Origin of the sequence: Streptomyces sp. SP17BM10, assembly GCF_036322405.1 — a bacterium.
Lineage (GTDB): Bacteria > Actinomycetota > Actinomycetes > Streptomycetales > Streptomycetaceae > Kitasatospora.
The window spans coordinates 1-23,204 of record NZ_JAQYXB010000582.1 but is presented as its reverse complement, the minus strand read 5'-3'; the positions used below and the strand labels follow the sequence as shown (position 1 = coordinate 23,204).

18 protein-coding genes are annotated in these 23,204 nt (G+C 73.4%); 7 read left to right on the top strand and 11 right to left on the bottom strand.

From position 1 onward, the window contains the following. Positions 1–53: 53 nt before the first annotated feature. Positions 54–6,419: a non-ribosomal peptide synthetase gene (locus tag PUR71_RS18780; protein WP_329928185.1), complete on the bottom strand. Its 6,366-nt coding sequence runs from the start codon at positions 6,417–6,419 to the stop codon at positions 54–56. Between the two features lie 586 nt (positions 6,420–7,005). Between PUR71_RS18780 and PUR71_RS18775 the strand changes: the two genes are divergently transcribed. Beyond that, the gene (locus PUR71_RS18775) at positions 7,006–8,025 is read left to right on the top strand and encodes an Acg family FMN-binding oxidoreductase (protein ID WP_329928184.1); all 1,020 of its coding nucleotides are present in this window, start codon (positions 7,006–7,008) and stop codon (positions 8,023–8,025) included. Positions 8,026–8,205: 180 nt separating this feature from the next. Here the strand turns inward: PUR71_RS18775 and PUR71_RS18765 are convergent, their stop codons facing one another. Genes PUR71_RS18765 through PUR71_RS18745 form a run of 5 tightly spaced genes read right to left on the bottom strand, consistent with a single transcriptional unit; the run spans position 8,206 to position 12,808 of the window. Further along, positions 8,206–9,585, bottom strand: coding sequence for a Ni/Fe hydrogenase subunit alpha (locus PUR71_RS18765; protein WP_329928183.1), 1,380 nt, complete (start codon positions 9,583–9,585; stop codon positions 8,206–8,208). Further along, positions 9,582–10,400, bottom strand: coding sequence for an oxidoreductase (locus PUR71_RS18760; RefSeq protein ID WP_329928182.1), 819 nt, complete (start codon positions 10,398–10,400; stop codon positions 9,582–9,584). Before PUR71_RS18760 ends, PUR71_RS18765 begins: the two co-directional genes overlap by 4 nt. A gap of 1 nt (position 10,401) precedes the next feature. Then, entirely contained in the window at positions 10,402–11,199 is a 798-nt protein-coding gene (locus PUR71_RS18755; protein ID WP_329928181.1) for an FAD/NAD(P)-binding protein, read from the bottom strand. After that, positions 11,196–11,660, bottom strand: a complete 465-nt coding sequence (locus PUR71_RS18750; RefSeq protein WP_329928180.1) for a cyclic nucleotide-binding domain-containing protein — start codon at positions 11,658–11,660, stop codon at positions 11,196–11,198. Before PUR71_RS18750 ends, PUR71_RS18755 begins: the two co-directional genes overlap by 4 nt. After that, positions 11,657–12,808 (bottom strand): 4Fe-4S dicluster domain-containing protein, encoded by a 1,152-nt coding sequence (locus PUR71_RS18745; RefSeq protein WP_329928179.1) that lies wholly within the window; start codon positions 12,806–12,808, stop codon positions 11,657–11,659. Before PUR71_RS18745 ends, PUR71_RS18750 begins: the two co-directional genes overlap by 4 nt. 177 nt (positions 12,809–12,985) lie before the next feature. Between PUR71_RS18745 and PUR71_RS18740 the strand changes: the two genes are divergently transcribed. From PUR71_RS18740 to PUR71_RS18725, 4 genes are all read left to right on the top strand, one after another. Further along, on the top strand, positions 12,986–13,495 hold the full coding sequence (locus tag PUR71_RS18740) for a hydrogenase maturation protease (protein WP_329928178.1): 510 nt from the start codon (positions 12,986–12,988) through the stop codon (positions 13,493–13,495). Positions 13,496–13,616: 121 nt separating this feature from the next. Next, entirely contained in the window at positions 13,617–13,799 is a 183-nt protein-coding gene (locus PUR71_RS18735) for a hypothetical protein (protein ID WP_329928177.1), read from the top strand. Further along, on the top strand, positions 13,796–14,485 hold the full coding sequence (locus PUR71_RS18730; protein WP_329928176.1) for a cytochrome b N-terminal domain-containing protein: 690 nt from the start codon (positions 13,796–13,798) through the stop codon (positions 14,483–14,485). Before PUR71_RS18735 ends, PUR71_RS18730 begins: the two co-directional genes overlap by 4 nt. After that, positions 14,482–15,426 (top strand): hypothetical protein, encoded by a 945-nt coding sequence (locus tag PUR71_RS18725; protein ID WP_329928175.1) that lies wholly within the window; start codon positions 14,482–14,484, stop codon positions 15,424–15,426. Before PUR71_RS18730 ends, PUR71_RS18725 begins: the two co-directional genes overlap by 4 nt. Positions 15,427–15,524: 98 nt before the next feature. On the opposite strand, the gene PUR71_RS18720 is transcribed toward PUR71_RS18725, so the two are convergent. The 5 genes from PUR71_RS18720 to PUR71_RS18700 all read right to left on the bottom strand — a co-directional run bounded on the left by PUR71_RS18720 (position 15,525) and on the right by PUR71_RS18700 (position 21,821). Beyond that, positions 15,525–17,822 carry a heavy metal translocating P-type ATPase gene (locus PUR71_RS18720; protein WP_329928174.1) on the bottom strand — a complete coding sequence of 766 codons (2,298 nt, stop codon included), beginning with the start codon at positions 17,820–17,822 and terminating at the stop codon, positions 15,525–15,527. Then, entirely contained in the window at positions 17,819–17,968 is a 150-nt protein-coding gene (locus PUR71_RS18715; protein ID WP_329928173.1) for a hypothetical protein, read from the bottom strand. Before PUR71_RS18715 ends, PUR71_RS18720 begins: the two co-directional genes overlap by 4 nt. Further along, positions 17,965–18,135 carry a hypothetical protein gene (locus PUR71_RS18710; protein WP_329928172.1) on the bottom strand — a complete coding sequence of 57 codons (171 nt, stop codon included), beginning with the start codon at positions 18,133–18,135 and terminating at the stop codon, positions 17,965–17,967. Before PUR71_RS18710 ends, PUR71_RS18715 begins: the two co-directional genes overlap by 4 nt. Positions 18,136–18,460: 325 nt before the next feature. Beyond that, the gene (locus PUR71_RS18705; RefSeq protein ID WP_329928171.1) at positions 18,461–20,080 is read right to left on the bottom strand and encodes a serine/threonine-protein kinase; all 1,620 of its coding nucleotides are present in this window, start codon (positions 20,078–20,080) and stop codon (positions 18,461–18,463) included. A gap of 343 nt (positions 20,081–20,423) precedes the next feature. Beyond that, entirely contained in the window at positions 20,424–21,821 is a 1,398-nt protein-coding gene (locus tag PUR71_RS18700; RefSeq protein ID WP_329928170.1) for a flavin monoamine oxidase family protein, read from the bottom strand. A 296-nt stretch (positions 21,822–22,117) separates the two neighbouring features. On the opposite strand from PUR71_RS18700, the gene PUR71_RS18695 reads away from it, so the two are divergent. Beyond that, positions 22,118–22,657, top strand: a complete 540-nt coding sequence (locus PUR71_RS18695) for a TetR/AcrR family transcriptional regulator (protein WP_329928169.1) — start codon at positions 22,118–22,120, stop codon at positions 22,655–22,657. Positions 22,658–22,946: 289 nt separating this feature from the next. Beyond that, positions 22,947–23,204, top strand: a 258-nt coding sequence (locus PUR71_RS18690) for an endo-1,4-beta-xylanase (protein WP_329928168.1), incomplete at its 3' end; no start/stop codon positions are given.

Below are 23,204 nucleotides of genomic sequence, written 5' to 3'. Positions count from 1 at the left end.
AAGGGCGGCGGGGGTGTGGCGGTCCCGGCCGCTGCGGGCCGGGACCGGTGACGTCAGGCGTCCGCGGGTGCGGCGGCGTCCGCTGCGGGTGCGAGCGTTGCGGCCATGGTGGCCGGGGTGGCCCGTTGCATGACCTGGGCCAGGGTGGCCGCCGGGTTGAGCCGCTCCCGCAGGCGCTGGAGGAGGCGGGCGGCGAGCAGGGAGTGCCCGCCGAGGTGGAAGAAGTCGTCGTCCACTCCGACCCGTTCCAGGCCCAGGACGTCGGCGAACGCCTCGGTGACCACGCGTTCGGCGGGCGTGCGTGGCTCCCGAAGGAGAGCCGGTTCGCGCCTCGGTGCGGGTAGGGCCCGATGGTCCACCTTGCCGTTGACGGTCAGCGGCATGCGGTCCAGCACCATGATCCGGCCGGGAAGCATGAAGTCCGGCAGCACCCGTGCCAGCTGCTCCCGCAGTGTGACTCCGTCCAGGGGCGCACCGGTGTGCGGTGAACCCACCGCGTAGCCGGTCAGCTCCTTGCCGCCGCGGCCGTCCGGTCCGGCCACCACGGCGGCCTGCACCACGCCGGGCAGGGCTGCCAGGGCGGCTCGGACCTCGTCGGGTTCGATCCGGTGCCCGCGGATCTTGACCTGGTCGTCGTTCCGGCCGGTGAACTCCAGCGTGCCGTCGGGGAGCCTGCGGGCGAGGTCGCCGGTGCGGTACATCCGCGAGCCGGGCGGCCCCCACGGGTCGGCGACGAACCTCGCCGCGGTCAGGGCCGGGCGGCCCAGGTAGCCGCGGGCCAGCTGGTCGCCCGCCAGGTAGAGCTCGCCGGTCAGCCCGTCCGGGACGGGGCTCAGCCCCGAGTCCAGCAGCATCACCCGCGAGCCGGGCACCGGGCTGCCGATACCGGGCCGCGCGGGCCAGTCGGCCGGCTTGCCGCCGATCTCTCCCGCGGTCACCACATGGGTCTCGGCCGGGCCGTAGTGGTTGTGCAGGCGCTTGCCGCCGGCGGCGCACAGCTCGCGCAGCTGCGGTCCGACGACGAGCGCCTCGCCGGCCTGCACCAGGTGCCGAAGGTCGGGCAGCGGCTCGCGCTGTCCGTCGGCGAACTCGCACAGCGCGGCCAGCACGGGGGTGGGTGCGAAGAGTTCGGTGACCCGGTGAGCGCGCAGCCAGGCGGTCCAGGCGGCGGCGTCGGCGCGGGTGTCCGCGTCCGGGACGGCCAGGGTGCGTCCGGTGCACAGCGCTGTGAGGACCTCCTGGGTGGCGACGTCGAACGCCATCGAGGTGAACTGGGCGGTCACCGCGCCGGATTCGGCGGGGAAGCGCTGCGCGTGCCAGTCCACCAGCCGGTCCAGCGCCGCGCCGGGCATCACCACGGCTTTGGGCACGCCCTGGGTTCCGGACGTGTGCACCACGTAGGCCGGGTGGCCGGGTAGCCGGTCCGGGCGGACGCGGTCGGTGGCGGGCAGCGGCACGGGCGAGACCTGGTGCGGTTCCAGTCGCATCCGGGGCAGGCCGGGCGGGATCAGGGCCAGTGCCTGGTCGAACTCGGCGTGCTGGAGGAGCAGGGCCGGGCGCCCTTCGGCGGCCAGGGCCGCCACCCGGGCTGCCGGGTGGCGCGGGTCGAGCCACAGGTAGGCGGCACCGGCCTTGAGGACGGCCAGCATCGCGGCCACCGCGTCCCGGCCGCGCCGAAGGCACAGTGCGACGACGTCCTCGGCGCCGATGCCCCGGACGGCCAGGTCACGGGCGAGCCGGTCGGAGGCCGCGTCCAGGCCGCGGTAGTCCAGCGCCCCGGCGCCGTCCACCACGGCCGGGTGCCCGGGGGATGCCTGTACCTGTGCCGCGAACCTGTCCAGCACCGGTGTCGGGATGGACAGCCGTCGCGGCCGCGGTGCTGCGGGCCGGGTCGTCGTCGCGGAGGCGAGCGGGTGCGTGGCCGGTACGGACAGGTCCGAGGTCAGAGCCTCCAGGGCCGCCAGGAACCGTTCGCCGATCTGCCGCGCACCGTCTTCGGTCAGGCGTCCCGGCTGGTACTGGACCCGCACCGTGATCCGGTCACCCGGGGAGACCAGCAGGCACAGCGCGTAGTGCGTGCCGTTCTCGACCCGACTGGACGTCACCCGCAGATCCGTGCCCCACGCCGTGGCGAACGCGTCGGTGTACGTCTCCAGCACCACGACGGTGTCGAAGAGCTCGCGCAGCCCGGCGGCCCGGATGATCTCGGCCAGGCCGAGCTGCTGGTGCGGCATCATGTCGGTGCGCTGGTCCTGCAGGGCCGTCAGCAGTCCGGCGCGGTCGCCGGCCGCGGTGGTGTCCGCGCGTACCGGCACCGCGTTGTTCATCAGGCCGACCATCGACTCGATGCCGGGCAGGTGCGGGGGCCGGTCGGCGACGACCGTGCCGAAGACCACGTCGGTGCGGCCGGTCAGCTGCGCCAGCACCAGCGCCCAGGCCCCCAGGACCAGGGTGTTGAGCGACAGCGCCCGCTCGCGGGCCCGGGCGCGCAGGGCCGTGGTGTGCTCGGCGGCCAGTTCCAGCAGCACCGTGTGCGGGCGGCCGTGGTGCTCCCGGCCCGGGGAGGTCAGCAGGGTCGGTTCGGTCACCCCGTCGAGGAGGGTCCGCCAGGTCTTGGCCGCCAGCGCGGTGTCCTGGTCGGCGACGTGGCGCAGGTAGGCGAGGGCGGAGGACCGGGCGGCGGGTGTGGGCACCGTGCCCGAGGCGGCCTGCCCGTAGAGGTCGGCCAGGTCGGCCAGGGCCACCTGCATCGACCAGCCGTCCATGAGGATGTGGTGGTAGCTCAGCAGCAGCCGGGAGCGCCGCTCGTCCAGGCGCAGCACGACGGCCCGCAGCAGCGGTGCCACGGCCAGGTCGAACGGCTCGTGCCGGTCCCGGCGGGTTTCCACGTCGGCGGCCGGTTCCCGGTCGGTCTCCGGCAGGCCGGTGAGGTCGACCTCGCGCACGGGGACGTCGACCGTGTCGGGCACGGTCTGCACGGCCCGGCCGTGGCAGTCCCAGCGGAACCGGGCGCGCAACGCGGGGTGCTGGGCGGTGAGCGCGGACAGTGCCGTGCGCAGGGCGGGCGCGTCGACCGGTCCTTCCAGGTCGAGGACGGTCTGCACGTGGTACGGGTCGGCGGTGTCCTCGCCGCGGTGGGCGTGGTAGAGCAGTCCTTCCTGGAGCGGGGAGCAGGGCCACTGCTCCCCCTCGCGCTGGGCGGGCACGCGCGTGTGCACGCCGGCCTGCGCTGTACGGGCGAGCGTGGTGAGGACGTCGGCCCACTGTGCGGCCAGCTCCGCCGCGTCGCGGTCGTCCACCAGTCGCGCGGACCAGCGCCAGAGGGCGGTGAGCCGTGGTTCGCCGGTGCGTTCGTCGACGACGGCGTTGATCTCCAGTGGGTGGGACAGCGGCTGCCGACCGGCGCGGTGGATGCCCAGCACGGGAGCCTCGGCCGCGTACGGCCAGGGGTCGCGGCCGGGAACGGCGTACCGGCCCAGGTAGTTGAAGAGCACCGGTCGGCCGGGTGCGCGGGACAGCAGGGTGGCGGCCTGGGGGTGCAGGTGGCGCAGCAGCCCGTAGGAGGCGCGGTCCTGCGGCACCTGCTGCCACCGTTCGCGCACGGCATGAACGGCCTCGGTCAGGGCCGTGGCCTCGTCACCCGGGTCGGTGGCGCGGCGGGCTGCCGCGGCGGGGCACTGGAGCCGGACCGGGAACATGCAGGTGAACCAGCCGACCGTGGCGGAGACGTCAAGGACCGGACCGGCCGCTGCGGCGGTGCGGCCGTGGCCTTCGGTGTCCAGCACCAGGGTCCGTGAACGGCCGCACCTGGCCGCGGCCACCGTCAGCGCGGTCAGCAACAGTTCCTGGGGGGTGGCGCCGAAGTGGGCCGGGGCGGTGGTGAGCAGGGCCCGGCCCACCTCGGGAGGCAGGACGGACTCCATGGTGCGGGAGGTGGCGATGACGTCCACCTCCGGATCCAGGGGTCCGCGCGCGGGCCAGGGGGTGGTGGCCGGGACGCTCGCCGCCTGCCAGTGCGGCAGGGTGGCCAGTACCTCGGCGCTGTCGGCCCGGGCGTTGTGCTCCTGCACCCATTGACGGTAGGGGGTGGCCGATCCCCAGCTGCCCAGCGCCTGGGGGTCCTCGGCGGCCCGGGCCAGGTCCTGTACCAGCACCTGCCAGGAGACGCCGTCGACCACCAGGTGGTGCACGGCCAGCAGGAGGCGGCCCGGCCGTTCGGGGCCCGCGTCCCACCACACCGCGCGCAGCAGGCGCCCGGCGGGAAGGTCCAGCGACCTCATCGCGCGCTCCACCGCCTCCTGCACCGTGCGCGCCGACGGCGCGTGCGCCGATACCCGCACGTCCACGACGTCCAGCAGACCGGCCGCGTCCACCTCGCCCGGCGCCAGCACCTCGGGCTGCCACACGGCCTGCGGCGACGGCTCGGGCAGCCGGGTGCGCAGGGCGTCGTGCCGGTCGAGCACCGTCTGCAGGGCCGTCACGAGCGCTCCGCGCTCCAGGCCGCGGGGCGTCTCGACCAGCACGGACTGGACGAACTCGTCGACGCCCTCGCCCTGTTCGCGCAGCCACAGCGCGATCGGCGGCAGGCCCAGGCGGCCGGTGGCGGACCGGTGCCACAGGTCGGCGGCCGGGGCCGCCGCCTGCGCTGCGGTGGCCAGGGCGCCGGGGGTGCGCAGCCGGAAGACGTCCTGCGAGCTGATCGCCACGTTCTCCCGGCGGACCCGGCTGACCAGGCGCATCGCGGTGATGCTGTCGCCGCCGAGGGCGAAGAAGTCGTCCTCGGTGGCTGCGGCGGGCAGGCCGAGCACCTCCGCGAACGCCGCGCACAGCGCCCGCTCGGCCGGTGTGCGCGGCACCCCGGCGCCGCTGCGCGCCGCCACGGGTGCGGGCAGGGCCGCCCGGTCCACCTTGCCGTTGACGGTCAGCGGGATGTCGTGGAGCAGAAGCACGGCGGCCGGCACCAGGTACTCGGGCAGCAGCCGGCTCAGCTGCGCACGGAGTGCTTCTCCGGTCAGCCCTGGCCGGTCCCGTTCAGGGACCGCGTAGCCGACCAGCCGCCCATCGCGCGCCACCACGACCGCCTGTGCCACCCCGGGCAGGGCCGCCAGGGCGGCGCGCGCCTCGCCCGGCTCGACCCGGTGGCCGCGGATCTTGACCTGGTCGTCGTCGCGGGCCAGATACTCCAGCGCACCGCCGCTTCCCCGTACGGCGAGGTCGCCGGTGCGGTACATGCGAGCGCCTGGCGGACCATACGGATCGGGGACGAAACGTTCCGCCGTCAGGCCGGGCCGCCCCAGGTATCCCCGGGCGACCTGCTCCCCCGCCACGTACACCTCACCGGGCTCGCCGGCGGCCACCTCGTCAAGGTCCGGGCCGAGCAGCCGCACGGTGACCCCGTCCAGGCCGGTGCCGATCGGCACCCGTCCGGCGGGCACCGGCCGTCCGGGCGGCAGGGGGTGATGCGTGGTGAAGGTGGTGCACTCGGTGGGGCCGTAGACGTGACCGAGGACCAACTGCGGGCAGGCCGCCCGGACCCGGGCGAACGCCTGCGCGTCGGCAGCCTCGCCGCCGGTGAGGACCGTGTGCAGCCCGCGCAGCGCCTGCGGTTCGTCGACGGCGATCTGGTTGAACCAGGCGGTGGTGAGGAACACCCCGGTGACGCCGTGCGCGGCGACCAGAGCGGCCAGCCGGTGCGCGTCCACCCGGTCCTCGGCCGGCACGACCACTGTCCCGCCCCTGGTGAGCGACAGCCACAGGTCATGGCTCAGCGCGTCGAAGCCCAGCGCGGACACCAGTGCCGTGACCCGGTGGCCCGGCCCGTCCCAGCGCGGGTCGGCGGCGAAGCGCCCCAGGTTGCGGTGGGTGACCTGCACGCCCTTGGGGCGGCCGGTCGAACCCGAGGTATAGAACACACAAGCGACGCGGTCGAGCTCGTCGTCCGGACCGGTCACGGCCGGCACCGGCGACGCACCGCGGATCGCATCGGGGCGAGCAGGCACGGCGATGGCCGGCAGATCCCCCGGCTGGGCGGACTCCTCGGCGGGGACGATCACCGCCGCGCATCCCGCGTCGGTCTCGATGGCCGCCAGCCGCTCCGCCGGCGTGCGCGGATCCAGCACCACCGCGGCGCCCCCGGCCTCGAAGACCGCGAGCAGCGAAGCGACCAGCCGCGCCGAGCGCGGCAGCCGCAGCGCCACCGCCGACCCCGGGCCGACCCCGGCCTCCCGCAACCGATCCGCCAACTCTCCGGCCCAGCAGGCGACTTCGCGATACGTACAACTCCCGCCCTGCTCTTCCACGACGGCCGGCCGGTCCGGGTCACGATGCGCCACCCGAGCGATGGCCCGGTGCACGGGAACAAGGACATCGGACACGCCGACGGGGCCAACAGTGGTCCCCACCCCTCCTGAAACGATCATGCGGCCATCCAAACCACCCTCGGCGGGAGCCCCGGACGATCATCACCCGTATGCAGCAATGGCGTCACCCGGACGTGTCCGGCCTTTGGCACTCGTGTTCCCCCGGGCTCGCTTGGCCGGAGCCGGCCTGGCGCGCCTCACGCAGACACCCGCAGGGCCGGAACGCCGCGTCCAGGCATGTCCAGCAGCCAACGGCTCCGTCTCGCGATCGGCCCCGTCTCGTCACTGGCGGTAACGGACCGTGACGGCGTCGTTGGTAGGTCATGACAGATGCCAGCGAGCTTGCGGGAACGGAACGGTGTTCTCAGGACGGTCGGCGCTGGTCATCTCGTCAGGGTGAACGGGACCCCGACCGGGCAGGGCAGACCGGCCCTCGGCAAGGAGCACCGGTGGGCCCGCGCTCGTGGCGGCGGGCGGGTCATGATGGATGGAGGTAGTGATGCGTCGAGGAGGCGGTTGCCGTGCCGAATCTGCGAGTGGCGATCGTGCCGCAGTACCGATGCGGGGACCACGCCTGCCCCGCACCGAGCCCGGCCACCGACCGGGACTCGGACCAGCTGGACACGACGCAGGGGGTCGTTCGGCCATGACCGAGCCGGCACTGACCCTCGACGACCTGCGGCTGCTGACCGCCACCGCCGGTGCGGCGCCCTCCATCCACAACAGCCAGCCGTGGCGCTTCCGCCCGGCACCCGATGCGCGCGCAGTCCTGGTGTACGGCGACGAGGAGCGCGCAGTACCGGTCACCGACCCCTTCGGCCGAGCCCTGCACATCTCCGTCGGCGCCGCCGTCTTCAACCTGCGCGTCGCCGCCGGCCGGCTCGGCCGCGACGCCCGCGTGCGGCTGATCCCCGACAGCGCCGATCCCCACCTGCTCGCCGAGATCGACCTCTCCCAGCCCGCTCCCCGACGCCCGTTCGGACACGACCTCTACGCCTCCATCCAGCAGCGCCACTCCAGCCGCCAGCCGTTCGCCAACCGTGACGTACCGGAAACGGTGATCGGCGAACTCATCTCGGCGGCCCGGGACGAGGGCGTCACCCTGGTTCTGCTGGAAGAGGACGCCGTACGCCGCGTCCTGACCGTCACCGCCGAGGCCGAACAGCGCATCGCCTCCGACCTGGCCAAGGTGGCCGAGACGCGCAGCTGGCTGCGCGTCGAGGAAGCGGCCACCGACGGCATCCCGGCCACTGCCCTCGGCCCGCAGGACCCCGACACCCGCGTCCCCATGCGCACCTTCACCCCGGACCCGCGCACCACCCCCACCACGGCACCGCAACGCTTCGAAGCACTGCCCCAGCTGTGCACCCTGAGCACCACGGCCGACCACCCGGAGGACTGGCTGCGTACCGGGCAGGCCCTCGAACACGTGTGGCTGCTCGCCACCGCACACGGCCTGCGAGTCTCGGTCCTGCACCAGGCCGTCGAGTACGCCGAGACCCGCTGGCACCTGCGCGGCCCCGACGACGCACCCGAGCACGTCCAGCTGGTCCTGCGCCTCGGCTACGGCCCGCCCGGCGCGGCCACCCCACGCCGACCGGTGGACGAGATCCTCGACCTGACCGGCTACCAGGGCGACACGGGAGGAGGCGGATCTGCCGGCTGAGGCTCGGCAGATCCGGGGAAGCCGCTCGCCGATGGGCAGGTCGACGACTCGGGTGCCGCTCAGCGCCGTGCGCGCCACCACCGGACCGGGACGGTCCACGACGCCCTCCCCGATCACGACCGCCCCCGCGCCGGGCCGTGGCCGTGCCCGGGACTGTCCGGTTCGCCACGATGGGTGACGTCAGCGGGCGGGTCCGGTCCGGTCGACGGTGAGGTCGAGGAAATGGGCCGAGCAGGAGATGCACGGGTCGTGGTTGCGGATCGCCCGTTCGCACAAGGCGGTCAGTTCGGCGTCGGTGGGCTCACCGACCGCCATGCGCTCCTGGACCAGGCGGCGCAGGTCCTCCTCGATCGCCCCCTGGTTCTGCGCGGTGGGCGGGACCAGCGAGGCGTCGGTGACGGTCCCTTTCGCGTCGAGGGTGTAGCGGTGGTACAGCAGGCCGCGCGGTGCCTCGGTCGCGCCGTGGCCGGTGCCGGCGCGCGGGGGCACGTCGATGTGGGACCGTGCCGGGGGCTCGTATGCGTCGATCAGGCGCAGCGCCTCGTCGACGGCGTAGAGCACCTCGACGGCGCGCACGACGATGCTGCGGAACGGGTTCCGGCAGACCGCGCCCTGCCGGGGGTCGCCGAGGCCGGCGTCCTGGGCGGCTTGGAGGGCGAGCGGGGAGAGCCAGCGGCCGCTGATGGCGTAGCGGGCGAGCGAGCCGGTCAGGTGGCGCCGGCCGTCCAGCTCGGAGTGGAGGGCGGTGGAGTGCGGCACCTGGTGTTCGACGACGTGGTCGCCGAACTCCTGGACGGCGAAGGTGCGGGTGGGCAGCGCGCGGTCGCTGCCCGGGCTCAGGTCGGCGGTGTGCGGGGCCGGCATGACGGTGGGCGTGCCGGACTCGATGGCGTAGGTACCGGGCTGGGCCAGGGCGAGCAGGTCGTGGTCGCACCCGGCGTCGGGGAACTCGAAGCCTGCCACCCAGCGCACGGTCTGCGCGGCGTCGTCCCGCGCCCGACGCAACCTCGCCGCCAGGGGCCGCAGCTCGGCGACGGTCGGGATGCGGTGGAAGCCGCCGAGGCGGACGTTGACGGGGTGGATGGCCCGGCCGCCGAGCAGTTCGAGGATCGCGTTGCCGGCCTGTTTGAGGCGCAGCCCGCGTTCGACGTCGGCACGGTGGGTGCGGGCCAGCTCGATGGCGCTGTCGCGGCCGAGGAAGTCGGGGGCGTGGAGCAGGTGGACGTGCAGGGTCTGGCTCTCGATCCACTCGCCGCAGTAGAGCAGTCGGCGCAGTGCGGCGAGCTGCCCGTCCAGCACGATGCCGCAGGCGTCCTCGACCGCGCGACAGGCGCTCAACTGGTAGGCGACCGGGCAGATCCCGCAGACGCGGGAGGTGATGTCAGGAGGTTCGCCGTAGGAGCGTCCGCGTAGGAACGCCTCGAAGAAGCGCGGAGGTTCGTAGATCGCCAGCCGGACCTCGGTGACCCGCTCGCCGTCCAGATCCAGGTGCAGCGCGGTCTCACCCTCCACCCGGGCGAGCGAACCGACGTGCAGCACCCTTGATCCGCGGTGGGTCACCGAAGCTCCTCCCTGCGGGAGGCCGCGTCGAACTCCTCCGCGGCGGTGTTGAAGGTGCGCAGCACCCGCACCACGTCCAGGGTGTCCATGCCGTCGCGGCGCAGCAGCGGAACGAAGGCGGGGAGGTTGGTGGAGTCGGAGGGGCCGAAGCAGCCGTAGCAGCCGCGCCCGAACGTGGGGCACAGCGCGCCGCAGCCGGCGTGGGTGACCGGGCCGAGGCAGGGCGTGCCGTGAGCCACCGTCACACAGGTCGTGCCGCGCTGCTTGCACTCGAAGCACACGCTGTGTTCCGGCACGCCGGGCTTGCGCCCGGCCAGGTGGGCGGTGATGACCTCCAGCAGCTGGCCCCGGTCGATCGGGCAGCCGCGCAGCTCGAAGTCGACGGGAACGTGGGCTCCGATCGGTGTGGAGGTGGCGAGGGTGGCGACATAGTCGGGCCTGGCGTAGACGACGGCCTGGAACTCGGTGACGTCGGCGTAGTTGCGCAGCGCCTGGACGCCGCCGGCGGTCGCGCAGGCGCCGATGGTCACCAGGCGCCTGGAGACCGCGCGAACGTGCCGGATCCGCGCGACGTCCTGCGCGGTGGTCACCGAGCCCTCGACCAGAGACAGGTCGTACGGGCCCGGCCCGATCGCGCTGGATGCTTCGAGGAAGTGCGAGATGTCGACCTTCTCGGCGATGCCGAGGAGTTCGTCCTCACAGTCCAGCAGGGTGAGTTGGCAACCGTCGCAGGAGGCGAACTTCCACACGGCGAGCTTCGGACGCCGGTCGGTGACCGTCGGCACGTCGTCGGTGGACCGGTCGTCGATGGGCACGCTACAACTCCCGTACAATGAGCAGGGGTTCGGCACGGCTCCAGCTGACGACGGGGCCGTCGCGGCAGAGCAGCAGGGGGCCGAGCTGGCAGTGACCGCAGTGACCGGTGCCGCAGTGCATGGTGCGCTCCAGCGAGACCCGGATCCGGTCCGGGTCGACACCACGGTCCACCAGGTCGGCGGCGGCGGCCCGGATCATCGGCTCGGGGCCGCAGATGAACGCCGTTGTCCGCAGCGGGTCGAAGGCGGCCCGGTCGATCAGGGTCGTGACCACGCCGACCTCGCCCGTCCATGCGGGGTCGGGGCGGTCCACGGTGGTCAGGACCCGGGCCGCCGCCTGCCAGGGCTCGTCGGGGTAGAGCAGTTCGCCGGGTGCCCGTGCTCCGACCAGGACGTTCAGCCGCCCGTACTGCCCGGGTGCGGCGAGCGCGGCCAGGACGAGCGGTCGCAATGGCGCCAGACCGATGCCCCCGGCCACCACCAGCAGGTCGCGCCCTGCCGCCTCGGGCAGCTCCCAGCCGGTGCCGAAGGGTCCGCGCACCCCGACCGTGAGGCCGGGCCGCAGGCCGTGCAGCGCGCCGGAGACCGCCCCGACGGCGCGGACGGTGTGGGTCAGGCGGTCGCCGTCGATCCCGCAGACCGAGAGCGGGATGTCGCCGACGCCGAAGGCGTACACCATCGCGAACTGCCCTGAGGCGAAGGGCGGGAGAGCCTCGCGGACGGGCTCCAGGACGATCGTGGCGGTGTCAGGCGTGTCCGCCCGGCGTGCCACCACCCGGTAGGGGACGGGCACGGTCATGACGTCCCCCCGCTGCTCCCAGGTGGCCCGTACAGGTCCAACAGGCGGGTGCGGGTCGCCTTCAGGCGGCGGGCGATCACCTGCGCGACGCCCTGCGTCACCGCCAGGCCGAAGACGGGGTCCTCGTCGCAGACCACGCGGACCGGCCCCGCGTCGAACTCGTACGCCGTGACGTCATCGCGGCACTGCGCGCCCAGGTGCCAACGGTGCGGCTCGAACAGCCATGACCAGCCCAGCAGTTCGCCTTCCCCCAGAGTCTCCACGACGGCCGCGCGGCGGCCCGGGACATGGACGTCGAGCGCGACCGACCCGGAGCGGACGACCCAGAACCGATCGGCCGTACCGCCCTCCTCGAAGATGCGGGTGCCGCCGGGGAAGGACTCCTCGCGCGCGAAGGCGAGCAGGCGGGCGCGGTGGCCGGGCGCGAGGGCGCCGAGGAAGCCCTGACGGACGACCGTCATCCCGCTCCCTCCCCCAGTCCCCGGGCACGTTCCCGGTTCAGCGCGTGGGCCTCCTCGGTGATGTCGATGCCGACCGGGCACCACACGATGCACCGCCCACAGCCGACGCATCCGGAACTGCCGAACTGGTCGTACCAGGTGCCGAGTTTGTGGGTGGCCCACTGACGGTAGCGACTGCGCGGGGAGTCGCGGACCGGGCCGCTCGGCAGGTGGGTGAAGTCCCGGTCGAAGCAGGACTCCCAGTGCCGCCACCGTTCGGCGTGATCGCCGGTCAGGTCCGTGACGTCCTCGGCGGTGGTGCAGAAACAGGTCGGGCAGACCATCGTACAGTTGCCGCAGGTCAGGCAACGGGCCGCCACGTCGTCCCAGCGCTCGGCGTCCAGGGTCTCGCGCATCAGCGCCTGGAGGTCCACGGGCGGCATCGACCGGCCCATCCGGTCCGCCGCCTCGGCGACCCGGTCCCGGGCTGCGGAGCGTGTGGTCGGGTCCGCGGCGCGGCGCGGCAGTTCGGCGAGGACCGTCTCGCCTTCCTCGCTCCCGGCCCGTACCAGGAAGCGGTGGCCGTCGGTGTCGAGCACCTCGGTCAGCGCCAGGTCGTAGCCGGGGCCCACCGCCGGACCGGTCCCCATCGACACGCAGAAGCAGGTCGCCCCCGGCTCGGTGCACTCCACCGCCACCAGGAACGCCCCGGTCCGGCGCCCCCGGTACGCCGGATCGGCGTACCGGCCGCCGGTCAGCACCCGGTCCTGCACGGCGATGGCCCGCAGGTCGCACGGGCGCACCCCGAGGAAGGCGTACGACGGTGGCGGTGTCGCGTCCCCGGTCACCACCAGCTCGCCGTCGGCCGTGCGGTCGGCGGACCACTCCCGAACCCGTGGCGGGTGCAGGAAGGTCTTCCAGGACTGCGGGCCCGCGCTGTGCGCGAATGCCGCACCGTCCTCGCGGGCAACCAGCCGATAGGTTCCGGCTTCCAGCTCGACCCCCCAGCCGTACGGGAGCTGCGCGCCCCCTGAGATCTCGGCGAGGACGATCGCCCCGTCGCGGACGGTGGGCCCGACGACCGTACGGCCGCGTCCGGCCAGGACGGCGATGAGTGCGTCCAGGCCGCCCTTGTCGATCACCGCCACGGTGCCGTCGTCGTCCACCATCCGCCGACCTCCGTACGCCGATGCCGGTGCCCTCCGGCTCAGTATGGGCAGGACAGGCGACGGGGCGGGCGACGACGGTCGGCGGTGTGGTCCAGGTGGCGTAGTCCTTCCCCTGTGCGAGCCCCATGGCGGCCCGGAAGGGCTGGCAGGCGGGAGGTGCGGGGAGAGAGGGGCACCATGGACGTCGCTTCGCGGATCGTCGTCATCGGTGTCGGGAACGACTTCCGGCGTGACGACGGTGTGGGCTGGGCAGTCGTGGCCCGGCTGGCCGAGGGCGCGGAGCGGCAGCCGCTGCCGGCCGGGACGGCGTTGGCGGTGTCCGACGGCGACCCCGCCCGGCTGATCGGCCTCTGGGAGGGTGCCGTCCTGGCCATCGTGGTGGACGCGGCGCACGCCCACCCCGGGCTCCCCGGCCGTGTCCACCGCCTGGAGCTCGACACCGAAGGGCTGTCCCCGGCCGGCGGAGCGACGAGTTCCCACGGGCTCGGACTCGGCGAGGCCGTCGAGCTCGCCCGCGTGCTGGGCCGCCTGCCGGGGCGGCTGGTCGTCTACGCCGTCGAAGGAGCCGACACCAGCCTGGGCACCGGGCTGTCGACCCCGGTCGCGGCCACCGTGGAGCCACTCGTCCGACGGATCGTGAAAGACCTCGCGCCGCACCGCGGTCCCGCGGCCCACCGAAAGGCCTGAACCCCGGTACCCGCGGAGGAGCGTGACCGACTTCAGGTGCGCCGTTCGGCTCATCGCCGGCGTGCCGGTGGCATCACCCAGGGTGAGACTGGCGGCGGATCAGCTCTGGAAGGAGCCGGCAATGACAGTGACACGCACGCACGCCGCGCTGGCGGCGCCCATCGACCTCGATCACACCGGGCACTACGTCCACTGGGGCGTGGTGCAGATCTCGGTGGCGAACCTGGTGGTCATCGGCCTGATGGTGCTGGTCTTCGCAGCCGCCGTGCTCTTGCCGTTCCCCAAGGGGCGCGGACGCCGATGAGCGACTCCCGCTCGCCGTCCGGGTACCCGGCGGAGGATCTCGCCCGTTCCGGCGGGTGGACCGGCGCGGTGCGCAGGTATGCCGTGCGCACCCTGCCCCCGGAGAAGCTGCTGCCCGACAGCCAGCCCGCCTACATGGCCTCGTGGATCTACGTCTTCGGTGTGCTCACCGTGGCATCCCTGGTCGTGGTCGTGGCCACCGGATGCGTGCTCGCGCTGGCGGGCCCGGGCTGGTGGCACGCCTCCAGCGTCGGCAAGTACGTCAACAGCCTCCACCTGTGGAGCGTGGAGCTGTTCATGTTCGTCATGGTGATCCACCTGTGGGGCAAGTTCTTCATGGCCGCCTGGCGGGGTCGACGGGCGATGACGTGGATGACCGGAGCGGTCTGCTTCCTCACCTCGATCGGCGCGGCGTTCACCGGCTACCTGGTGCAGCAGAACTTCGACTCGCAGTGGATCTCGGGCCAGGCCAAGGACGGCCTCAACTCGGTCGGCATCGGGGCGTGGTTCAACGTCCTGGACTTCGGCCAGATGCTGATGTGGCACATCGTGCTGCTGCCGCTGGTCCTGGGCCTGCTGACGGCCTGGCACGTCCTGCTGGTCCGGCGCCGGGGCATCGTCCCCCCGATCGACGCCGCCGTGCGGCACCCGGACGAGCGGCCCGCCGCGCCCGAGGCCCGGCCGTGAGCCCGCGCGAGCGCCGGGCGGCCGAGCCCGGGTCCGACACGTTCCCCACCCGCCCCTACGACCTGCTCAAGGAGTTCACCATCGCGCTGGTCGTGGTCGCGGTGCTGACCGCGGGCCTCGCCGCGCTGTTCTCCTCCCCGGACGAGAAGCCGATCACCCTCGCCTCGTGGGCGGCCGCCGCCCCCAACGACTTCACCGCCACCGCGGTCGCCGAACTCGGCGGCACCAGCACGACGGCGCAGTACGGCCCGCCGTACAACCACACCCCGGGCGCCGGCCAGAAGATCGGCCCGGTCGGCCTGCAACGGGCCGGCGGGGTCCGCATCCCGGTCGACACGGCCGAGGACTTCGTGCTGCGTCCGCTGCGCCAGGCCCCCGAACCGCCGGACGTCACCGCCGCACTCGCGGCCTGGACCGCGGCGCCGGCCGACCGGCAGCAGGCCTGGACCTCCGCCTACACCGACGCACTCGGCAAGGCCCCGGACGGCGATCCGGCCCAGGTCGCCCCCGGCGACTACGGCCCGGTCCCGGAGCTGACCGGCCGTCTGCTCACGCTCGCCCAGGCCGGGGGCCTCGACGGCCAACTACTGGCCCAAGGGGGCTTCTACCAGACCGACTACACCCACCCGACGCTCTTCCTCGCCGACGGCTCCTACCTGGCCGACCAGGCCACCGCCCAGCACCTGGCCGGCGACCAGTGGGGCATGATGAACGAGACCGGGAACTACCCCGGGCAGGCCTGGCTGTGGCTGTACACGTTCTGGTACCAGATCGACCCGTTCAAGACCTCGACGAACGCGGACGCCCTCATCTGGGCACTGATGGCGGTGCTCAGCCTCGCCCTCGTCCTGGTGCCGTTCATCCCCGGAGTCCGGTCGATTCCGCGCTGGACGAGGGTGTACCGCCTGATCTGGCGCGACCACTACCGCGGGCAGCCGTAACGCGACGGCCACCCCTCCGTTCGGCTCGCCGGCCGCTGGAAGGCCGTCGTCTTCGGGCTGCCCGACGGATCAGCCCGGGAACCGCGAGCCTTGCAGACTCAGCCGGTCAACGAGAAGTAGTTCTCCTCCTCCTGGGCGAAGTGCAGGCGCAGCACCGCGTGCAGGCCGTAGAGGGTGCCGAGCAGGTCGTCGACCTGCTCGGGCCGCAGGCCACCGTCGGCCTCGGCCTGTTCGAGGTGGGTGGCGATCCGCCGGGCGAGGCGGGCGATCTCGGCGTGGGTGCGGCTCATGGTGGCGGTGGCCTCGGCGCTGCCGAGCGGCCCGCTGAGTGCGGGGTAGAGCTGGTGCTCCTCGGCCTCCTCGTGCGGAAGGATCCGCTCGGCGAGCACGGCGTGGGCACGGCGTACGGCCACCAGGGCGTCGGTGCGGTCGCCGGCGGCGACGAGGTCGGCGGCGTCCCGCAGCACGTCGAGGGCCTCGCGCAGGTCCTCGTGCTCGGTGGAGAAGCGCTGGAGCAGTTCCTCGGTGGCGGGCTCCAGGTGCTTGCGGGCGGCTCGGCCCGGGGTGAGGGCGCGCAGTGCATTGAGGATCACCGCGACGTCGATCGCCTCCTGCAGCAACGCGCCGACGGCGGGCGGGAGATAGCCGAACGCGGCGACCGCCATGGCTGCCAGGGAAAGGGCGATCCCGCCGAGCGCGCTCTGCAAAGCGATCCGGCGGGACCGTACGGCGGTCTCCATGGCGTCGGCCAGACGGTCCAGCCGGTCGGCGGTCAGCACGATGTCGGCTGCCTCGGAGGAGGCGGTGGAGCCGCGCGCGCCCATGGCGACGCCCACATCGGCGGCGGCGAGCGCGGGGGCGTCGTTGACGCCGTCACCCACCATCGCGGTGACGGCTCGGGCCCGTTCCGCGCGCACGGCGGCGACCTTGTCCGCAGGGCTCTGGCGGGCGGCGACTCCGTCCAGCCCGAGTACGGCGGCGACCTCCCGGGCGGCGCGCTCGTGGTCGCCGGTGAGCATGACCAGCCTCCGCAGCCCGGCCTCGCGCAGCCGCCGAAGGGTGCGCGGGGTGTCCTGGCGGACGGGGTCGTGCAGCAGTACCGCACCGGCCGGCTCGCCGTTCACGGTCAGCCACACGACTGCCGCGCCGTCCAGGGCGGCCCGGTTGCGGACGGTACGTGCCCAGGCCGGCGGTTCGGCGGGCAGGTCGACCCGGCCGACACGAAGGCGCCGGCCCTCGACCACGCCGTCGACCCCGCGTCCGGGCTCCTCCACCACGTCCTGTGGCAGCGCCAGCGCGAGGTCGCGCCGCCGCGCCTCGCGTACCAGGGCCTCGGCGAGCACGTGCGGGGAGACCTGGTCCAGTGAGGCGGCCAGCCGCAGCACCTCGGCGGGCTCCCGGCCCGGTGCCGTGGCCACGGCCAGCACCCGAGGGTGCCCGGCCGTGAGCGTTCCGGTCTTGTCGAGCACCAGGGTCCGGGCCCTCCCGAGGGCCTCCAGCGCCCGGCCGTCGCGGACCAGCACGCCTCGGCGGGAGGCACGGGCCAGGCCCGAGACGACGGCCACCGGGGCAGCCAGCAGCAGCGGGCACGGGGTGGCGACGACCAGGACCGCGACCGCTCGCTCGGCCGTGCCGCCCAACAGCCAGCCCAGCGCCGCGACAGCCAGCGCGAGCGGCAGGAACCAGGCGGCAAGGCGGTCGGCGATCCGAACGACCGGTGCGCTCTCCGCGCCCGCTTCGCGGGCCAGCCGGACGATCGCCGCGTAGGTGCTCTTCTCTGCGGTCGCGGCGGCACGGAGTTCGAACGCGGGGCCTGCGTTGACCACCCCGCTGCGCACCTGCTCCCCCGCCGCGCGTTCGACCTGCTCCGCCTCCCCGGTCAGCGCCGACTCGTCGAGCGTCGCCGCGCCGACCGGTTCCCCGTCCACCGGGACCACCTCACCGGGGCCCACCAGCAGCAGGTCGCCCGGGGCGACCTCGGCCAGCGGCACCGTCCGGAAGGTCCCGCCCTCACGACGGCGGGCGGAGCGCGGCGCCCGCTCCAGCAGGGCCCGCAGGTCATGGGAGGCCCGGCGCTGGGCGGCGGACTCCAGGCTCCGGCCGGTGGCCAGCATCACGGAGATCAGCGCGCCGGCCAGGTACTCACCTACGGCCAGGGTGCCGACCAGGGCCAGGACGGCGATCAGGTCGACCCCGAGGTGCTTGCGGCACAGCGCCGCGACCACCCAGCCCACGGCCGGTCCGATCGCGGCCGCCGCTCCCAGGGCCCAGGCGACGTCGGCGGCGGCGTGAGCTCCCGCCAAGAAGGCGACGCCGCCCGCGATCAGGGCGGCCGTGGTGACCGCGAGCAGTACCGTCTCGATACGCCCGGCTGTTTGAAGGTCGACGGCCTTCACCGCTGCCCGCCCTCCGTGTGGCGCCGGCTCCGGCCGGACCACCGCGGCTCGACCTGCTCCCACTCGGGCTCCCGGGTGCGCTCGGGCCGCCGGTCCGGCGTGCGGCGGCGGCGCGCGTAGCCGGCCTCGGCCACGAGCCAGGTCATGGCGAGGGTGCCGAGTCCGACAGGGTGGCGTTCGCTGCCACGCCCGCGTCCTTCGGAGGCGCGGAGGCGGTGTCGCCGCCGTGGTCGTCCACCTGGATCGGCACGGCGCTGGGCTCCCTGCCGAAGGCGCGGCGGACGTCGCGCCCGAAGGTCCTCCAGGTGGCCATGCGCCCGACCGGCGGATGGGGCGGACATGGCTCGCCTCCTCGTCCCGGATCCAGCATGCCGGTGACCGGCGCTGCGGATCCAGTCTGTCGGGGAGGACCCGGGGGCGGTAGGGCCCAGCGGACCTCGCGCGAGGCCGGTCGGCCCTGCCGTGAACCGGCAACGGGATTCCTCGCACTCGGCGCGAGGGCCCGGGGCCGCGATGCGGCCCGTGTGGTCGCCTCCAAGCCGTGGAGGACAGGACTCGTGTGCTCCGGCCGGCCGGCAGGCGGGTGAGACGGTGGTGTCGAGCCTGGTCCAGGCGCCCTTTCAGGGGGTTCGGGCCCGTCAGGCGGTGCGGCGGTAGTAGGTGACGGATACCTTGACCGGGCCGTCGTCGGAAGTGGTGAGCGGGTGGATCACCGCGATGTCCTGGCCTCCCGGGTAGCGGACGCAGAAGCTGCGGTCAGCAGTCACAGTGGTGAAGGGCAGGATGCCGGTGGGCTGGGTGTCGATGCCCCTGAGGCAGTCGGGCAGGGTGAGGGGTCCGGTCGGCGCGATGTAGGCGTTGCTGTCTTCTGGGATGTAGAAGGCGCCGGGCTGGCGGCCCAGGTACCAGGTGACGGTGTCCTGGGTGACTTTCCCGGCCTTGAGGTCGAACTCGTGGTCACGGTCGGGGGAGACGAGTTCGAGGTTCGTGTAGACGGCGGTGTATCCGGGGACCGTGGTCGACTGCGCCGGGGCGGAAGGGGGCGTGGTGGTGGCCGTCGGGGGGAGAGCGGCGGCCGTGTTCCGGTCGCTGGCGTCGTCGGCGTCGTCGGAGTTGAGCAGGCCGAAGGTGGTTGCGGCGCCGATGAGCAGGGCGCCGGTCGCCAGGAGCGCGGAGCGGGTGCACCGTCGTGCGGCGCTCGTGGTCGGGCCTTCGGCCGGGGTCGGCTCGATGTGGGTGGGGGTCGGAGCGGGCAGGGCCCATGCGGTGGGGGCGTCGGCCACCGCCGGGTCGGGCGCATGGTCAAGGACGGTGGCGGGCGGGACCGCAGTGCGAGGCAGGTCGCTGTGGCGGTGGAGTTCGCTGCTGACCTGCCGGGGCAACCAGCCGTCGCAGAAGCGCAGTTCGCCGCCGGTGGCGGGATGGTGGCGGGCGGCTTCGATCAGCCATGCGGTACCGGGCCGGTCCTCGGGGTTCTTGGCCAGGCAGAACCGGACCAGGTCGCGCACTCCGAGGGGCAGGTGGGTGAGGTCGGGTTCCTCGTGCACCACGCGGTAGAGGGTGGCGGGCTCTGGTCGTGCGCCGAAGGGGGGTGCGCCGGAGCCCAGGTAGGCGGTCAGGGCGCCCAGGGCGAAGATGTCGGTCGCCGGGGTGACGGTCAGTGCGAGGGCCTGTTCGGGCGCCATGTAGCCCGGCGAGCCGATGCACAGACCGGTGCCGGTCAGCGGGCTGGCGTCGGCGGCGCGGGCGATGCCGAAGTCGATGACGCGGGGGCCGTCGGCGGCAACGATGACGTTGCCGGGCTTGAGGTCGCGGTGGACGACGCCGGCGGCGTGGATGGCCTGCAATGCCTCGGCGATGCCGGCCATCAGCAGCACAAGGGTGCGTTCGGGCAACGGGCCGTGGCGGTCGACGATCTGCTGGAGGGAGGGGCCCGGCACGTAGGTGGTGGCCAGCCAGGGGGTGGTGGCGTCGGTTCCGGCGTCGACCACCTGGGCGGTGTAGAGGCCGTGGATCCGCCGGGCGCTGGCCACCTCCTGGGCGAAGCGGTGGCGGAACACGGGGTCTTCGGCGAGTTCGGGCCGGACCACCTTGAGTGCGACCGGGCGCCCGCCGGGGGTGTAGGCGAGGTAGACGCGGCCCATGCCGCCCGCGCCGAGCCGCGCGCGGACTCGGTAGCCGGCGACCTCGTGAGGGTCGTCCGGGGCCAACTCCTGGAAGGCCGAGGGCGCTGTGGCGCCGAAGGGCTGTGCGGTCATGCTGGCTCCCAGCGGTCGTGCGGGTGGGGCGGCGAGGGGCGCAACTCTGGCGTGCGCCGGCCTTGGAATCGCAGCGGCTTGACAGCCGGACGCGGTCGCTGTCTGCGGCGGTCCCGTCCCGACTGTGCGTGGGTCGGTGCGGCCGGCCAGGAGGGGCGCGCGCGGACTGCGGCGTGCGCCCGGGCACGCCGCCGCTGGTGCGTCCGGGGGGGGTGGGCAACGGCAGGGAGCGTACCGTCCCGCGTGCGTCGCCGGGCGCCCGGCGGGGTCCTGGTGGACGAACCCCGGTTGTGCCCCGCGCGGGCTAGGGGCACAACCGGGGTTCGTCGCGGGGTCGGCCGTGTCAGCCGGCGATTTCCTTGGCCGCGCGGATGCCCGACAGGTAGGCACCGTGGACGGTGGCCGGGTCCTGGCGGTGCGTTGCCTCGCCGGCGAAGTGCACTCGGCCGTCCACGCCTGCCGCCAGTTGGTCGCGCGTGGCGGGTGTGGCACCGACCTTCACGAACGAGTATGAGCCCCGCGCGTACGGGTCGGACGCCCAGCGGGTGATCTGGAAATCGACCGGCTGGGGGATGTCGGCACCGAACATGGTTCTCAGCGTTCCCATGGCGCTATCGACGATCTGGGAGTCGCTCCAGCCTTCGACCGTGCGGCCGAAGTCGGCGGCGTTGAAGCCGAGCAGCACCGGCTGGCCGGCGGCGCGGTCGATGTTGATCCACTGTTCCCACTGCCCGTACCGGTCCAGGTTCGGAACGTAGGTCAGCCAGTCGGTGTCCGGCCAGAACACCTTGGGGAAGCGCAGGTAGCACTTGTCGAGCACCCCCATGCCGAGCTTGTCGATGGCGGTGCGCTTGTCCGCCGGAAGGCCGGGGCCGAACCTGACCGCCCCGCTCTGCAGCACGCCCAGCGGCAGGGTCACCACCACGTGATCCGCCTGGAAGGTGTCCTTGTCGGTGGTGACCGTCACGCCGCCGGAGTTCCAGTCGACCTGCTGGACGACCTGTCCGGTCTGCACGGACAGTCCCTTGACGAGGTAGTCGGTGACGGCGCCGTAGCCGTCCGGGAACAGCACGTCCTTGCCCTTGACCTTGGCGTCGTCGTCGAAGTGGAGAGCCGACATCTGGTCGACGCTGCCCGCGTACTCGTGCTCGTAGTCGTTCAGCGCGTAGGAGATCAGGGTCTTGTCGCCGTCCGGGAGGTGGGACCAGCCCAGCGCGTCCTGAACGGCGCTGCGGACCGAGACGTCCTGTTTGTCGTCGTCCTGGTAGGAGGCCAGCGCCTCGGCGGTGTCCTTCTGCCAGCGCTGGAGCGCCTGAGCCTGGGCGCCTTCGACCTTCTGGCCGCCGGCGAGGTAGTCACTGGAGCTCTCGGGGTCGGTCACCACCGTCCGCGCGCCGGCCTTCTCGGCCAGATCGGTGATCGGGTTCTCGTCGATGCCGTGGATCCACGACGCGCCGAGGTCGAGCGGCACACCGGACCACTTCCGGCTCGTCCAGACGCGCCCGCCGATCCGGTCCCGCGCTTCGAGCACCGATACGTCGTGTCCCTTGTCGGCCAGGTGGCGAGCGGCGGCAAGGCCACTGATCCCGGCGCCGACGACGATCACCTTCTTGCGCCCGGACGGACCCGGCGTGCCGCTCTCGTCCCCGTTGTCGTCGCAGGCGGAGAGGGAGGCGAGGAGGGCGAGGCTGGGCAGTCCCAGGCCCACGCTCTTCAGGAAGCGCCGGCGATGCATCGTCATGGCTGTTAACCGATCTGCGTTCTGACACGGGCTGACAGGAGACTGTCGCCGAACGCTCCGTTGCGCTCGTCGAGCTGCCCGTGGGCGGGGAAGCCGCGAAGGCTTCAGGGGGCGCCCCCTCCGGTCGGGGACCGCCTCATGCACGGCGGCGGCCGTCGGCTTGCGGGTCCACAGGCGCATGCCTGGTGGACGCCGACCAGCGACAACCCGCCCCTTCAGTACAATGAGGCTGATACAGCAGAGGATACTTTGATACAGCAGTGTGTCAATAGAGGCATTGGGGGCTTGGCGCGACGATGCGTACCGACGCGGCAGAAGTACTGGAGTCGGCCATCCCGATCCTCGCCAAGGATCGGGCGGCCTCGATGCAGGCCATCGCCGCACACGTGGGCATCAGCCGGGCGACCCTGGTTCGCCTCTTCCCCACCCGCCAGGACCTGGTGCAGGCGATGGCCGAGAAGATCCTCGACGACTGCGACCGGACCCTGACCCGGGCCGAGGCCGACACCGCCCCCATGGAACAGATCCTGACGGCGCTCATCGCCGACTACCCGCCGTTCGCCCAGCTGTGGAACCTCGTCTACGTCGAACCCGACGTCCTGGGTGTCCCCAAGGCCAGCAAGCGAGCCGAGAAGATCTTCAGCCGGACCGTCAAGCTCATCAAACGCGGCCAGGACGCCGGACTGCTACGCAAGGACATGCCCGCCACCTGGCTGGCCTCGACATTCTGCGGCTTGGCCGAGACCGCCTGGGAGCTGACACTCGAAGGCGACATGGGCTCCCGCCAGGCCCCGGACTTCATCATCTCGATCCTGCTGCACGGCGCGGCTGCCTGACCACCCCGGGCCGCCACCGAGTGCACGCTCACCGTCATTCCTGAAGGCGCGGGAGTCGATCAACCCCGACGCAGGCCCCTCGGTTGGAGCCGACGCATGGGCAGGGCTTCGTCGTCGCCTGCGCAGACCTCCGGCTCGGCGGACGATTCCTCCCCGCTGACGGCAACCTTCTCCTGATCGGCGGCAACTGACGGGTAACCGGGGCCGAGATCGATGCCCCCTGCGCCAGAAGGACAAGTCTTTGCCGGATCAGAAACGTTCTCATCGCCGCCGTCCTACGACCCGCCGCGTGGTCGCCGCCGCCGTCGTCCTCGCCGCCGTGGGTGCTGCCGTACCGCTGGTCGCTCAGGCCGCGTTCACGCCGACGTCCCGCGCGCTGCCCCTGGCCGGTGCGGCGGCCGGCAGTGGCCGCTACTTCGGTACGGCGGTGGCCTCGGGCAGGCTCGGGGACTCCACGTACTCCACCATCCTCGACCGGGAGTTCAACATGATCACCCCGGAGAACGAGATGAAGTGGGACACCACCGAGCCGTCCCGCGGGTCGTTC